12 protein-coding genes are annotated in these 12,758 nt (G+C 63.5%); 3 read left to right on the top strand and 9 right to left on the bottom strand.

From position 1 onward, the window contains the following. Positions 1-38: 38 nt before the first annotated feature. From I2H36_RS05490 to I2H36_RS05470, 5 genes are all read right to left on the bottom strand, one after another. Entirely contained in the window at positions 39-1,850 is a 1,812-nt protein-coding gene (locus I2H36_RS05490) for an ABC transporter permease subunit (protein WP_196262859.1), read from the bottom strand. Beyond that, positions 1,847-2,824, bottom strand: coding sequence for an ABC transporter substrate-binding protein (locus I2H36_RS05485; protein ID WP_196262858.1), 978 nt, complete (start codon positions 2,822-2,824; stop codon positions 1,847-1,849). The genes I2H36_RS05490 and I2H36_RS05485 overlap by 4 nt, the downstream gene beginning before the upstream one ends. 150 nt (positions 2,825-2,974) lie before the next feature. Next, positions 2,975-4,171, bottom strand: coding sequence for a site-specific DNA-methyltransferase (locus I2H36_RS05480; protein ID WP_246718666.1), 1,197 nt, complete (start codon positions 4,169-4,171; stop codon positions 2,975-2,977). 157 nt (positions 4,172-4,328) lie between these two features. Beyond that, positions 4,329-4,970 (bottom strand): ribonuclease HII, encoded by a 642-nt coding sequence (locus I2H36_RS05475; protein WP_196262857.1) that lies wholly within the window; start codon positions 4,968-4,970, stop codon positions 4,329-4,331. 103 nt (positions 4,971-5,073) lie between these two features. Continuing rightward, on the bottom strand, positions 5,074-6,255 hold the full coding sequence (locus I2H36_RS05470) for a PA0069 family radical SAM protein (RefSeq protein ID WP_196262856.1): 1,182 nt from the start codon (positions 6,253-6,255) through the stop codon (positions 5,074-5,076). 124 nt (positions 6,256-6,379) lie between these two features. On the opposite strand from I2H36_RS05470, the gene I2H36_RS05465 reads away from it, so the two are divergent. Continuing rightward, complete coding sequence (locus tag I2H36_RS05465; RefSeq protein WP_196262855.1) at positions 6,380-6,871, top strand: glycosyltransferase family 2 protein; 492 nt, start codon at positions 6,380-6,382, stop codon at positions 6,869-6,871. Positions 6,872-6,878: 7 nt separating this feature from the next. After that, the gene (locus I2H36_RS05460; protein ID WP_196262854.1) at positions 6,879-7,640 is read left to right on the top strand and encodes a hypothetical protein; all 762 of its coding nucleotides are present in this window, start codon (positions 6,879-6,881) and stop codon (positions 7,638-7,640) included. A gap of 18 nt (positions 7,641-7,658) precedes the next feature. Here I2H36_RS05460 and moaB read toward each other — a convergent pair whose 3' ends face one another. The 4 genes from moaB to I2H36_RS05440 all read right to left on the bottom strand — a co-directional run bounded on the left by moaB (position 7,659) and on the right by I2H36_RS05440 (position 10,787). Next, on the bottom strand, positions 7,659-8,213 hold the full coding sequence (gene moaB / locus I2H36_RS05455; protein ID WP_196262853.1) for a molybdenum cofactor biosynthesis protein B: 555 nt from the start codon (positions 8,211-8,213) through the stop codon (positions 7,659-7,661). Positions 8,214-8,389: 176 nt separating this feature from the next. After that, the gene (gene ypfJ, locus I2H36_RS05450; RefSeq protein WP_196262852.1) at positions 8,390-9,253 is read right to left on the bottom strand and encodes a KPN_02809 family neutral zinc metallopeptidase; all 864 of its coding nucleotides are present in this window, start codon (positions 9,251-9,253) and stop codon (positions 8,390-8,392) included. Positions 9,254-9,331: 78 nt separating this feature from the next. Next, complete coding sequence (locus I2H36_RS05445; RefSeq protein ID WP_196262851.1) at positions 9,332-10,150, bottom strand: uracil-DNA glycosylase; 819 nt, start codon at positions 10,148-10,150, stop codon at positions 9,332-9,334. A gap of 70 nt (positions 10,151-10,220) precedes the next feature. Further along, the gene (locus tag I2H36_RS05440) at positions 10,221-10,787 is read right to left on the bottom strand and encodes a methylated-DNA--[protein]-cysteine S-methyltransferase (protein WP_196262850.1); all 567 of its coding nucleotides are present in this window, start codon (positions 10,785-10,787) and stop codon (positions 10,221-10,223) included. Positions 10,788-11,028: 241 nt separating this feature from the next. On the opposite strand from I2H36_RS05440, the gene I2H36_RS05435 reads away from it, so the two are divergent. After that, complete coding sequence (locus tag I2H36_RS05435) at positions 11,029-12,693, top strand: electron transfer flavoprotein-ubiquinone oxidoreductase (RefSeq protein WP_196262849.1); 1,665 nt, start codon at positions 11,029-11,031, stop codon at positions 12,691-12,693. Positions 12,694-12,758: the final 65 nt, after the last annotated feature.

Raw genomic sequence — 12,758 nt, 5'->3', positions numbered from 1 at the left:
AAACGCCATGGCCGGAGGCGCCCGGCCATGGCGAAATATCAGGCACTCAAAGCAGGTCTTGGCTCGATCTGTCCAACGGACCTTGCACGAGGAACTGCGCCATCCGGCTTACGGGTGGCGCGTGCCGCTCCCTCCGTGGAACAATCCCAGGGGAGAGTTCCCACCGGGAGATATCGGCTCAATGCATTCAGCGCGAGCATCGCGGCAGTCACGACCGCAACGATGACGATGGCAACCGCCGAGGCCTGGCTCGCGAGGCCCGCTTCTTCGAGATTGTAGAGCACCACCCCTATGGTCTCCGTGCCGGCCGACCAGAGCAGGGCCGAGACGGTGAGCTCGCTGAAGGCGAGCAGGAAGGCCATCAGGCCGCCTGCCACGGCAGCGGGAAGCAGCGAGGGCAGGATGACGTCCATGAGCCGACGCATGAGGCGTGCGCCGTCGAGCGCAGCGGCCTCCTCCTGTGCCATGTCGACCTGAGCCATGCCGGCGAGCGCAGGCTTGAGCACCACTGGCAGAAAGCGGGCGAGATAGGCAAAGACGATGATCCAGGGCGTGGCATAGAGCGACACACCGATGAGCGGCAGCGGCTTCAGAAACAGCAGGATGCACGCAATCGCCAGCACGATGCCGGGCAGCACATAGGAGATCTCGAGGAGGGCGATAGCCGGGAACCTTGCAGGCCCCATCAATCTCACCAAGCCATAGGCCATAGGGACCGCAAAGAAGGCGAGCAGGCACCCCGCACCGCCTGCGAAAAGCAGGGAATTCAGGAAGGCCCTGATGGTGACCTCCTGCCGGGCCACCACTTCAACGAAATTGTCAAGGGTGATCGATGAGAGCGTCAGCGGCATGCCGTAGGACGGCACGAGGGCGGCAGCCAGGAGCGACAGCATCGGCAGCACCAGCGTGATGGCGATCACAGCAATGATGAAGGTTTCCGCGATTACGCCGGCGCGTCCGAGCATCCAGAACGGCTGGAGCGGGGCATCTTCGTCCAGGAGCACATCGCCCCGGCGGGTCAGGAATTGGCTTGCCGCCACGCATAGGATGGCGATGACCGCCACGAGAAGGCCGAGCGCCGCCACGTCGCCGAGGACGCCGGTGCCGAAACTCGACAGACGGCGATAGATGAGAACGGGCAGGGTGAGATAATTCACGGGTGCACCAAGCAGCGCCGGGATGCCGAAATTGCCGATGCCGGCCACGAAGGCGAGCAGGCCTGCGCTCATGATATGCGGCTGCAGCAGCGGCAGGAGGTGGTCGGTCACGACCTTGAGCGGCAGCGATCCATCTATGCGTGCGGCTTCGACGACCGCGAGCGGAATGCGCTTCAGCCCCGCGCTCATGATCACATAGACGAGAGGCGCGTGGTGCAGACCCAATACGAGAATGATGCCGAGACGCCCGAGCATCGGATTTGCGCTCCCTGCCTCAGGCGCGAGTCCGAGGGTGTTGAGGATCGGGGAGGCCGGGCCTGCAAGATGCAGGAAGGCGAGCGCGATCACCTGCGGCGAGATCATCAGCGACAGGACGAACAGGAACGACGCGACCCGGCGCCCACGCATGTCGGTGATGCCGAGCATCAGAGCCATGAGCGTGCCGAGGGGCAGCGCCAGCAGGGTGGAGAAGAAGGCGGTTTCCAGCGTCGCCCAGGTAGCGCGGATGGCCGAACGGCTGGCGAGCGCCGAGACCGCCTTGTCAGGATCGAACACACCGCCGGGCGCCAGAGCCGTCAGCAGCAGGCGACCGGCAGGCAGCACGTCGAAGATCAAGACGGCCAAAGCGATGGGAGCGAGAAGGCTGAGACCTCCTCGCTCCAGGAACGACTTGCCGTGCGTGCGATGTCTCACTGACCGAAGATGTCGGCGAAGGTCGCCTTGTTTTCGGTCTCATCGGCCAGCGCCTTGGCGGCGTCGAAGCCCATGACCCTGATTTGCTCGCGGGACGGATAGCCGGCCGGCAGCGCGACAGCCGGGTGGGCAGCGATGTAGCCCTGCTTCAGCGCCAATTCCTGGCCTTCTTTCGAGAGCAGGAAATCGACGAAGGCGCGCGCGGCGTCAGCGTTCTTCGTGGTCTTGAGGATGGCGACAGGCTCGGACACGGCCGAGACGCCTTCCTTCGGAAACACGAACTCGATGGGTGCACCCTTGGCCTTCTCGCGGATCGGCATGTAATCGACGATGACGCCGTAGAGCTTCTGGCCGCCGGCCACCTGCTTGAGCACGTCGCCGTTGCCGCCGCCAGCCACTGCGTCGTTCTCCTTCAGCGCTTCGTAGTACTTCCAGCCGTCTTCGATATTGCCGGTGAGCGTCGCCGCATGGATGAGAGCCGCGCCCGAGGTTAGGGGGCTCGGCATGACGAGCTGGCCCTTGACCTCAGGCTTGGTGAGATCCGCCCATGACCTCGGCTTGAAGGACGCCTTGGTGTTATAGGCGATGCCCGTGGTGATCAGCTTGGTGGCGAACCAGAATTTTTGTGGGTCGTGCGTGCCGGCGGGATAGGCCGAGAGGTCTGCCTTGTCATGCGCGAGGAGACGGCCTTCCTTCTTGAGCCCTTCCATGGTGACGCTGTCGGCAATCAGCAGCACGTCGGCCTGGGGTTGGCCTGCCTCGAACTCGGCGCTCAGCTTGGCAAGGATCTTCGGGGTCCCGTCGCGCACGAAGGTGACGTTCACGCCAGGATGCTTCGCCTTGAAGGCGTCTATGGTCTGCTGCGCGTCGGTGTTGGGCTGGCTCGTATAGAGCACCAGATTGCCGGAAAGACCTTGCGCCTGCGCGAAGGCAGGCACGAGAATGGCGAGCAGGGGAAGAAAAATCCGCTTCATGGACACGGGGCAGGTCCTCGCTTTTGGTAAGGCTCCCCCCGCGCTAGCGGTGTTGGATGACGCCTCTGTGACGGAAAGCTTAGTGCGGGAAACGAAAAGGGCCAGCACATGGCTGGCCCTATCACGGATTTGCGATGTCGCAGTCAAGCCTCAGGCGGCGATTTCCGCTCGAACCTTGGCGCGGAACTCGTCGATTGAGACCAGCTTGCCGCCCCGCTCCACGTTCCAGAAGGTCCAGCCGTTGCAGGACGGGAAGCCTTGCGTGAGCGCGCCGATCTTGTGGATCGACCCGACAATGGCGCCGAGCGCGAGCGTCCCATCGGCGCGCACCACCGCCTTGTGGCGGCGCCGCTCGTCCACCAGGGTCTCGCCGGCCTTTACGTGGCCGGCCTCGATGATGGACAGGAACGGTACGCGCACTTCCGTGCGCTTCTCTGGGGCGGCTGCAATCGAAACGTCGGAGAGTGGCTCCACCGCGTCGATCCGCTTGCGGGCCGCCTTGGCGTAGGTCGAATCGCGCTCGAGGCCGATGAAGTTGCGGCCGAGCATCTTGGCGACGGCGCCGGTGGTGCCGGAGCCGAAGAAGGGATCGAGTACCACGTCGCCGGGATTGGACGATGAGAGCAGGATCCGGGCGAGCAGGGCTTCCGGCTTCTGGGTCGGGTGGACCTTGCGGCCGCTCTCGTCCTTCAGGCGCTCGTCGCCGGTGCAAAGCGGTATGAACCAGTCCGAGCGCGCCTGCACGTCTTCGTTACCGGCCTTCAGCGCATCGTAGTGGAAGGTGTAGCCCTTCGACTCTGCGCTCTTTGAGGCCCAGATCATGGTCTCGTGCGCGTTGGTGAAACGGCGGCCCTTGAAGTTCGGCATCGGGTTGGCCTTGCGCCACACGATGTCGTTGAGGATCCAGAAGTTCAGATCCTGCAGGGCCGAGCCCACCCGGAAGATGTTGTGATAGGAGCCAATGACCCACAGCGTCGCGTTCTTCTTCATCACGCGGCGCACGGCCAAGAGCCAGGCGCGGGTGAACGCGTCGTAATCGGCAAAGCTCGCGAACTTGTCCCAGTCGTCGTCGACGGCGTCGACGAGGCTCTGGTCCGGGCGCGTGAGCGCCTGTTCGAGCTGGAGATTGTAGGGCGGATCCGCGAAGACCACGTCCACGCTCTCAGGGGGAAGCTTCTCAAGATTGGCAATGCAATCGCCGAGAAGGATCTCATTGAGAGGAAGAGAAGGCGGCAGAACGGAGAGGGGCGTTTTACGCCCCGTCCGAGGTGCCGGCGCAGACCGCCCGGTACGCGAGACATGGATCCGGGAGGCGGCGCCGGCAGCCCCGGTACGCGAGGTACCCATGGGTGATCACCGGTTACGCAACTGACACTCAGGATCATGAGGCGATAGGGTAAAGAGGAGGTTTCCAAACGCGATGAAATCCAAATATTTTGGATCGGCAAATCTTGCCTACGCTTTGAAATTATTGATCTTTTTAGTTAATCAAAGTTAAGGGAGGTTACAGGTCCGGTAACCCTTGGCGCAGGGGCGAGAAACTCATGCGATGGAACGGGCAGGGACCCTCGCTCGCGACCGCCGTGAGATGCGCTTTGGTGCTGTAGCCCGCGTTGCTGGCAAAACCATAAGCAGGATAAGCGTTCCCCAGCCGCGCCATCATGCGGTCGCGGACGACTTTCGCGACAATGGAGGCCGCGGCGATCGACGCGATGCTCGAATCACCCTTGATGACTGCTTCTGCGGCGCAGGGTAGGGCGGGGGGATCGTTGCCGTCGACGAAGGCGATATCCGGCTGGCAGGGGAGTGCGGCCAGCGCCCGGCACATGGCAAGCAGCGAAGCCTGCCGGATGTTGATCGTGTCGATCTCCTGATGTGACACGGAGGCGATGCCCACACGTGACGTTGCCAGGATCTCCGTGAACAGCGCCTCGCGCTTGGCCGCCGTGAGGGCCTTCGAATCGGCCAGCCCTTGAGGAACGTTGTCGAGATCGAGCACCACGGCCGCCGACACCACCGGCCCGGCCAGCGGCCCGCGCCCGACCTCGTCGAGGCCGGCAATGCAGGTATAGCCGGCGGCGCGGGCGGAGAGCTCGCGAGCAAGGCCGAGGCCGGAGGATTTGGAGGGGCGAATCACGGCTGTCATGGAGGGGATGAAAGCGGGAAGCCGGCCGCTTTGTCATCCCTGATGGGCGTTCACGAGAGTCGCAGCCTTAGGTGTCGTCCGGGATGACCCTTAAAGCGAGCCGTCAAAACAAGCTCAGCTGCCCCGTCTCCTTCGGCGGCACCTTGAACAGGTCCGTGCGCAGGCGCAGGTTGCGCTTGTTGAGCCCGAGCCGCTCGGCCGTGGTCTCGAATCGCCGTCCGAGCATCCAGGCATAGGGACCAACGCCGGATTGGCGGGTGCTCCAGTTGGCATCGTAATCCTTGCCGCCACGGGCCTCCTGCAGCAACGTGAAGACGTGATTGAGCTTGTTCGGATAATGATCGACGAGCCAATCGCGCATCAGATCCTTGAGGTCGTGCGGCAGGCGCAGGAGCACGTAGCCGGCCTCCTGCGCGCCAGCCTCGGCGCAGGCCTTCAGGATGGCTTCGATCTCGTGATCGTTGATGGCCGGTATGATGGGCGCGACCAGCACCGACACGGGAATGCCAGCCTCGGTGAGCCGGCTGATCGTCTCAAGCCGCTTGGCGGGCGTGGCCGCGCGGGGCTCCATGCGGCGGGCGAGCTTCGGGTCCAGGGTCGTGACGGAGATCGCCACCTTGGCAAGCTGCCGCTCGGCCATGGGGCCGAGAATATCGATGTCGCGGGTGACGAGGGCCGACTTGGTGACGATGGCGACCGGGTGGTTCATCCGGTTCAGCACTTCTAGGATGGAGCGTGTGATGCGGAAGCGCCGCTCCACCGGCTGATACGGATCGGTGTTGGAGCCGAGCGCGATGGGAGTTGGCTGGTACTTGGGAGATTGCAGCTCCTTCTCCAGAAGCTCCGCTGCGTTAGGCTTGGCGAAGATCTTGGTCTCGAAGTCGAGGCCGGAGGACAAGCCCTGATAGGCATGGGTGGGCCTGGCGAAGCAATAGGAGCAGCCGTGCTCGCAGCCGCGATAAGGATTGATCGACTTCTCGAAGAGGATATCGGGCGAATCGTTCTTGGTGACGATGGTGCGCGCCTTCTCGACGATCACCTCGGTGGGAAGGGTCGGCAGCTCCTCGTCCATTTCCCAGCCGTCGTCGAAGGCCTCGCGCTGCGCCGGCTCGTAGCGACCCGACGGGTTGGCCGAAGCGCCGCGGCCGCGGCGGCGATCCACCTCGACCCGGTAGGCCGGATCGTCCATGCGCCGCCGGGCCGCCTCTGCCGCCTCCAGGGGCGTGCGCTTCACGGGCCTGGAACGGGCAGGATCATGAGCCTGATCCTTGGCGCGAGCAGTCATAGCAGCCTCGGGCGAATCTGATTTCGGAAGCCGCAAGCTTAAGAACAAAACAGGAACAAAATCAAGATGGGATCGGCAGAAATGTCCTGGCGACGGACCGACAGGGAAGCGCTATAGTGTTCATATGATTACTGTTCTCGTACGCGTGACCCATGGGCCCGAGGCTCTGGCTGCCACCTTGAGTGCCCTCGTTCCCGCTGTAGCCGAAGGTCTGGTCGGCGACGCCGTGATCCTGACGGACAAGCAGGACGATACTTTGATGAAGGTGGCGGATGCTGCCGGCGCGACTCTGGTGGTGGCCGAGCGCGGCTCCTGGATGGAAGGCGCGCGAGCCGCGCGGCGCGACTGGCTGCTGTGCCTCGATGACGGCGACATCCCGCAGGAGGGTTGGATCCGGGTGCTCGACCGGTTCGTGGCCTTGTCGAAGCCCGAACAGGGGTTGGCGCGGATGCGGCGTCGGCGGGCCGGAGTGGCGCGTGCTCTCACCAATCTGTTTGCGGATGTGAAGGTGCGCGCCGGCGATCTGGTTCACCGCCGGGTGCTGCTGAACGAGGTGAGAGCCCGCATGCCCGTGCGGCTCTCCGCCACCATCGAGCGCGATCCTGTCTTCGGTTGAGCCATCCATGAACGATTTTCCGCCTGCACACGTGTTCTGCCAGGATTCCGAACTCGGCTACGAGCGCAGCCGAACGCGTTTTATCTCTGGCGAAAGGCTCATCCTCGATGAGACCTACCGACTCGCGCATCTGCCGCTCGTGGCACCGGATCATCCGCGTGTGATCAGGATGCGGGACGGCTCGTCTTATGTGATGGGCCGGCATGAGAGGGTGTTCTCGCTCGTGCTGCCGATCTCCGGCGACCTGCTGCATCGGTCACCGGCCTATCGCGCGCTGAACGAAGCCCTGAGAGTGGCGCCGTTTGCCCCCAAGATCGCCTGGGATCTGCTCGACAGGCGCAAGGACAAGCTGCATGCAACGATCTGCGGCTCGCTCTCAAGCGGAGAGCCGCCCGTGATTGATCGAATGCAGCGGCAGGAACTGGCCGGAGTCGGACCCATTCATGTCGAATTGCGCGGGCTGTTCTCCGGCAGCGTCAATCGCGGCAGGCTCTACCTTCGCGCCTATCCTGAAAGCCGAAAGGGCGAGAATGTCTTCCGGCACATTCAGCGCGCTCTGAGCTGCCGCGAGACCGATCTTTATGTCGTCGGCGTCTACAATCTGACAGACGATCTCGATGCCGAGGAGACGGCGGCGCTCGCATCCCTGATTGAGCGCTGGTGGGATCGCACGATCCTGCAAGTCACCGTGGATCATCTCTGGCTAATGGGAGCTTGCGACGACCTCGTCCTCGACTCCATAGTCGCGGAGACCGTTTCGCTGGTATGACGTTGAGAGCCCGCGTTCTCAGGTTTTCAGCTTGCCCCGCTTCAGGTGCTCGTCGAGGCGCGGCATGATCTCGACGAAGTTGCATGGCCGGTGCCGGTAATCGAGCTGGTTAGCCAGGATGCCGTCCCAGGCGTCCTTGCACGCACCGGGCGAGCCCGGCAGCACGAACACGAAGGTCGTGCCGATCACGCCGGCGGTGGCCCGCGACTGGATCGTCGAAGTGCCGATCTTGTCGTAGGAGATGCGGTGGAAAACGGCGGAAAATCCCTCCATCCGCTTGTCGAACAGCGGCTCGATCGCTTCCGGCGTCACGTCGCGTCCGGTGAAGCCAGTGCCGCCCGTGGTGATAACCACGTCGATGGTGGGATCGTCGACCCAACCCTGCACCTTGCCGCGGATCGCCTCCACGTCGTCCGTCACGATGGCACGGTCGGCAAGCTTATGCCCCACCTTTATGAGCCGCTCCGCCAGCGTGGAGCCGGACTTGTCCTCATCAAGGGAGCGGGTATCGGATACGGTCAGCACGGCGATGCTGAGAGGCACGAAGGGGAGGGTATCGTCGATGTCAGGCATGAAAGGCTTCTCGCGTAATCGACGTGTTTGTAGCCTAGAGGAGAGCCCCCTTGCCACCGGTGTTACCGCGGTTGGAGCGCAGCGAAGATCCAGGATCGAATGACGAGAATAGCGCCTGATCTGGATGCGATCCCGGATCGGCGTCCGCCGTCCGGGATGACGTTTTTCGGCTGAGCTTAAAGCTGGCTTGCCCGGAAGGTGTCGCAGGATTGGATCGTCCCACTTTTCAAGCCGGTCGTCAGCCAGCGCATGCGCTGTTCGGAGGAGCCATGGGTGAAGCTGTCGGGCACGACGCGGCCTTGAGACTGCTTCTGAAGCCGGTCATCGCCGATGGCTTCCGCTGCGCGAATGGCCTCCTGGATATCGCCCTGCTCGAGCGACTTCCAACGCTGGTCGGAATGGTGCGCCCAGACGCCAGCGAGGCAATCGGCCATCAGCTCGACACGCACGGAGAGCTGGTTGCCTTCTGCTTTGCTGACCTGCTGCTGACGCTCCTGAACCCGCGGGAGAATGCCGAGCTGGTTTTCCACATGATGGCCGACCTCGTGGGCGAGCACATAGGCATAGGCGAAGTCGCCGCCAGCGCGGAAGCGTTGCTGCATTTCCTGGAAGAAGGAGAGATCGATGTAAACGGTCTGGTCGAGCGGGCAGTAGAACGGCCCCATGGCCGATTGCGCGCCCCCACAGCCTGAGCGGGTCTGGCCGGAGAACAGCACCAGCTTAGGCGCTTGGTACTGGCGATTGGCCTGCTGGGGCAGAACCGTGTTCCACACGTCTTCGGTATTGCCGAGAATGGCAGAAGCGAAGCGCCCGGCCTCGTCCTGCGGCGCGCCCTGCCGGCCCTGTTGCTGCTGGTAGCCCGAGCCGCCGCCTGTCATCATCTCGGCGCCGCCGATCAGGATGCGGGGATCGATGCCCAGAGCCCAGCCGACAAGGCCGAGAATCACCATAGCGCCTATTCCGAGGCCCCCGCCGCCCGCCATGCCCATGCCGCGACGGTCTTCCACATTGGACGAGGTTCGAAAGTCTTGCCAGCGCATCGTTCACCTTCCAGCCGCAGTACAGGTCACTGCAGGAACTTAAGGCTTAAGCATATGAACCGGTTCCGAACGGACGCCTTACTCGCGACCGTCCAGGGCCCGCCGCAGGGCCTGAAAATCGCGCCAGCCGAGGCGCTTCTGCAAGGGCTGGCGCAGGAGATAGGCCGGGTGGAGGGTCGGCAGGGCCTTGATCTCGCGTCCGTCCTCTGCCTTGTAGGTGAACCAGCGGCCGCGGGTGCGCAGGATGCCGTCCTTGATGCCGAGCAGGTTCTGGGCCGCAGGGCCGCCGAGGCAGAGCAGGAATTCGGGTGACGCCAGCTCGATCTGCCGCGCAATGAAAGGCTTGCAGATCGCGATTTCCTGGGGCGTCGGGGTGCGGTTGCCCGGCGGACGCCAGGGCACGATGTTGGCCACATAGACCTGGGAACGGTCGAGCCCGATGGTGGCGAGCATCCGGTCGAGCAGCTGGCCGGAGCGGCCCATGAAGGGCTTGCCGATCCGGTCCTCATCCGCACCGGGAGCTTCGCCTACCAGCATGACCCGGCCCTCCGGGTTGCCGTCCGCGAAGGCAAGGTTCTTGGCGGAGAACTTCAGGGCGCAGCCGTCGAAGCCCGCCAGGATCGCCTCAAGCTCCTCCAGCGATTGCGCGTGGCGCGCCTGCTCGCGCGCCATTCCGGCGACCTCCTCGGGGGCGGCAGCGGCGGCCTTTGGCAGGGCGCGGGGCGGCGGGGCAGCAGGGCCTGCTTTGGGCGCAGGAGCCTTGGCCTGAGCGGGCTCGGCCTTGGGTTCGGCGAAGCGGTTATGAGGGGTTTCGTCGAGCGCAAGATCGACCCCTGCTTCGACATGGAAGTCGAGCAGCGCCTGAAGAGCGTCGCGGTCGGAGGGGAGATCCTGCATGATCCGTATGTAAGCATCCGGGGGGATGTGGACAACTCAGATTCGCGAAGAATCCCAGTGGTCTTAGCCCTTATGAGATCAGGTCGAAGAGGGTCGGGTTCTCGTCGCGTCTGGCGCCTTCGATCGAAAGGAGCCGGAGCTTGGTCGTGGGGCCGCCATTGGCCGAAAAGCCCCCCAGCTTGCCGTCCGCCGCGACGACCCGGTGGCACGGCACGATGACGGCAAAGGGATTGCGCCCCAGAGATTGGCCGATGGCCCGGGCGTTGTTGATGCCAAGCCGTGACGCAACCTCCCCATAGGTCAGAACCCTGCCAGGAGGGATGCTGCGGGCAAGCTCGTAAACCCGCCGGTCGAACTCCGATACCTCTGCCATATCCAATGGCACGGCCGACAGATCGCGCGCTTCACCCTGCAGCAGAGCCGTCACATCGGCGATGATGCATTGGATATCCGGGGGCGGCGGAGCCTCGCGAATACCGGGAAAGCGATTGGCAATGCGTCTGCGGGTCGTTGAGGCATCGTCTTCAGGGAGCTGAAAGCCGATCACGCCACGCTCGTTCCATGCCAGCCCGCAGGGGCCGATGGATGACTCGAAAAGCGTATAGAACGCCGCATGGTTGGACGGATGGTCCTGCATGCTTCCTTGTAAACCTCCCAATCTCGCCGAACAACCGCTTGATCGATCCGATCCAGTTGCTCAGGGCGGAGGCGATTATTGTGTTTCTGCATAACCTTATGCGGAAAGAGAACTTTCAGCCTTGTTTCAATGAAGCTAGGACAATGTCTTGATTAGAATGGCTTGAGAATTCGGACAGATTGTTCATATGTAAACCATCTGTGTCTTCAATCGCTGAAGCCGCGTACCAGGAGGAAACTCGATGTCCGATCTGCCCGCCCGTGAATCGATGGAATTCGACGTCGTCGTTGTGGGCGCGGGTCCCGCAGGCTTGGCGACCGCCATTCGGCTCAAGCAGCGGGCCGCTGATGCAGGGGCGGACATCTCCGTGGTCGTGGTGGAGAAGGGCTCCGAGGTCGGCGCGCACATCCTGTCCGGCGCAGTGATTGATCCCATAGGCCTCGACGGTCTCCTGCCGGAGTGGCGCTCTGATCCGGACCGGCCGCTCAAGACGGAAGTGACTGCCGACGAGTTCATGTATCTGGGCCATGCCGGCGGCGTGACGCTGCCCAACGTGTTCATGCCCAAGCTCATGAACAACCACGGCAACTATATCGGCTCCCTCGGCAACGTCGCCCGCTATCTCGGCCGTAAGGCAGAAGAACTCGGCGTCGAGATCTATCCGGGATTCCCGGCCGCCGAAGTGCTGATCGAGGACGGCAAGGTGGTGGGCGTCGCCACCGGCGATATGGGCATCAGCCGCAACGGCGAGCCCAACGCCAACTTCACCCGCGGCATGGAGCTACGTGCCAAGTACACAATCTTCGGCGAGGGAGCGCGCGGCTCGCTCACCAAGCAGATGGTCGAGCGCTTCGGCCTGAATGCGGGCAAGGATCACCAGAAATACGGCATCGGCATCAAGGAGCTGTGGCAGGTCAAGCCCGAGCATTTCCGGCCGGGCCTCGTGCGTCACTCCATGGGCTGGCCACTGCCGAACAATTCCGGCGGCGGATCCTGGCTCTACCATTTCGACGACAACCTCGTATCGGTCGGCTTCGTGGTTCACCTCAACTACAAGAACCCGACCCTCTCGCCCTTCGACGAGTTCCAGCGCTTCAAGACTCACCCGATGGTGCGCGACGTGTTCGAGGGCGGAAAGCGCATCGGCTACGGCGCGCGCGCCATTATGGAGGGCGGCTGGCAATCGGTGCCGCGCCTGAGCTTCCCGGGCGGCTGCCTCGTGGGCGACTCGGCCGGCTTCGTGAACGTCCCGCGTATCAAGGGTAGCCACAACGCCATCCTTTCGGGCATGCTCTGCGCCGACCATCTGTTCGCAGCCCTGCAGGGGGGGCGAGCCCATGACGAGGTCGCTTCTTATGAGGAATCCTGGCGCTCCTCTCCCATCGGCTATGACCTCAAGCGCGTGCGCAACGTGAAGCCGCTCTGGTCGAAATACGGCACGGCGGCCGGCGTGGCGCTCGGCGGTCTCGACATGTGGCTGACCGAGATCTTCAACTGGTCGCCCTTCGGCACCATGAGTCATGGCAAGCCAGACCATAAGTGCCTGCTGCCGCTCTCCCAGGTGAAGGCGATCAAGTACGACAAGCCGGACGGGGTTCTGACCTTCGACAAGCTGTCCTCAGTGTTCCTGTCCAACACCAACCATGAGGAGGACCAGCCGGTCCATCTCAAGGTCAAGGACATGGACCTGCAGAAGGCCTCCGAGCACGACGTCTTCGGCGGTCCCTCACAGCGCTACTGCCCGGCAGGCGTCTATGAATGGGTCGATGGAGAGGGGGGCGTGCGCTACCAGATCAACGCCCAGAACTGCGTCCACTGCAAAACCTGCGACATCAAGGACCCAAACCAGAACATCAACTGGGTCACGCCCGAGGGCGGCGGCGGGCCGAACTACGTCAATATGTGAAGCTTAGTCGCTGTCAGTTGGTCATCCCGGACGGCGCAGCCGACCCGGGATCGTGTGCAGGATAA

This window comes from Microvirga terrestris (assembly GCF_015694425.1).
Classification (GTDB): Bacteria; Pseudomonadota; Alphaproteobacteria; order Rhizobiales; family Beijerinckiaceae; genus Microvirga; species Microvirga terrestris.
Note: the sequence above shows the minus strand (reverse complement) of the source record. Positions and strands in the feature narration are given on the sequence as shown.

What these genes read in the sequence shown, in the direction of transcription:
- I2H36_RS05485 (WP_196262858.1), bottom strand. Translation starts at nt 2,824, where the DNA reads ATGAAGCGGATTTTTCTTCCCCTGCTCGCCATTCTCGTGCCTGCCTTC.
- I2H36_RS05480 (WP_246718666.1), bottom strand. Translation starts at nt 4,171, where the DNA reads ATGGGTACCTCGCGTACCGGGGCTGCCGGCGCCGCCTCCCGGATCCAT.
- I2H36_RS05475 (WP_196262857.1), bottom strand. Translation starts at nt 4,970, where the DNA reads ATGACAGCCGTGATTCGCCCCTCCAAATCCTCCGGCCTCGGCCTTGCT.
- I2H36_RS05470 (WP_196262856.1), bottom strand. Translation starts at nt 6,255, where the DNA reads ATGACTGCTCGCGCCAAGGATCAGGCTCATGATCCTGCCCGTTCCAGG.
- I2H36_RS05465 (WP_196262855.1), top strand. Translation starts at nt 6,380, where the DNA reads ATGATTACTGTTCTCGTACGCGTGACCCATGGGCCCGAGGCTCTGGCT.
- I2H36_RS05460 (WP_196262854.1), top strand. Translation starts at nt 6,879, where the DNA reads ATGAACGATTTTCCGCCTGCACACGTGTTCTGCCAGGATTCCGAACTC.
- moaB (WP_196262853.1), bottom strand. Translation starts at nt 8,213, where the DNA reads ATGCCTGACATCGACGATACCCTCCCCTTCGTGCCTCTCAGCATCGCC.
- ypfJ (WP_196262852.1), bottom strand. Translation starts at nt 9,253, where the DNA reads ATGCGCTGGCAAGACTTTCGAACCTCGTCCAATGTGGAAGACCGTCGC.
- I2H36_RS05445 (WP_196262851.1), bottom strand. Translation starts at nt 10,150, where the DNA reads ATGCAGGATCTCCCCTCCGACCGCGACGCTCTTCAGGCGCTGCTCGAC.
- I2H36_RS05440 (WP_196262850.1), bottom strand. Translation starts at nt 10,787, where the DNA reads ATGCAGGACCATCCGTCCAACCATGCGGCGTTCTATACGCTTTTCGAG.
- I2H36_RS05435 (WP_196262849.1), top strand. Translation starts at nt 11,029, where the DNA reads ATGTCCGATCTGCCCGCCCGTGAATCGATGGAATTCGACGTCGTCGTT.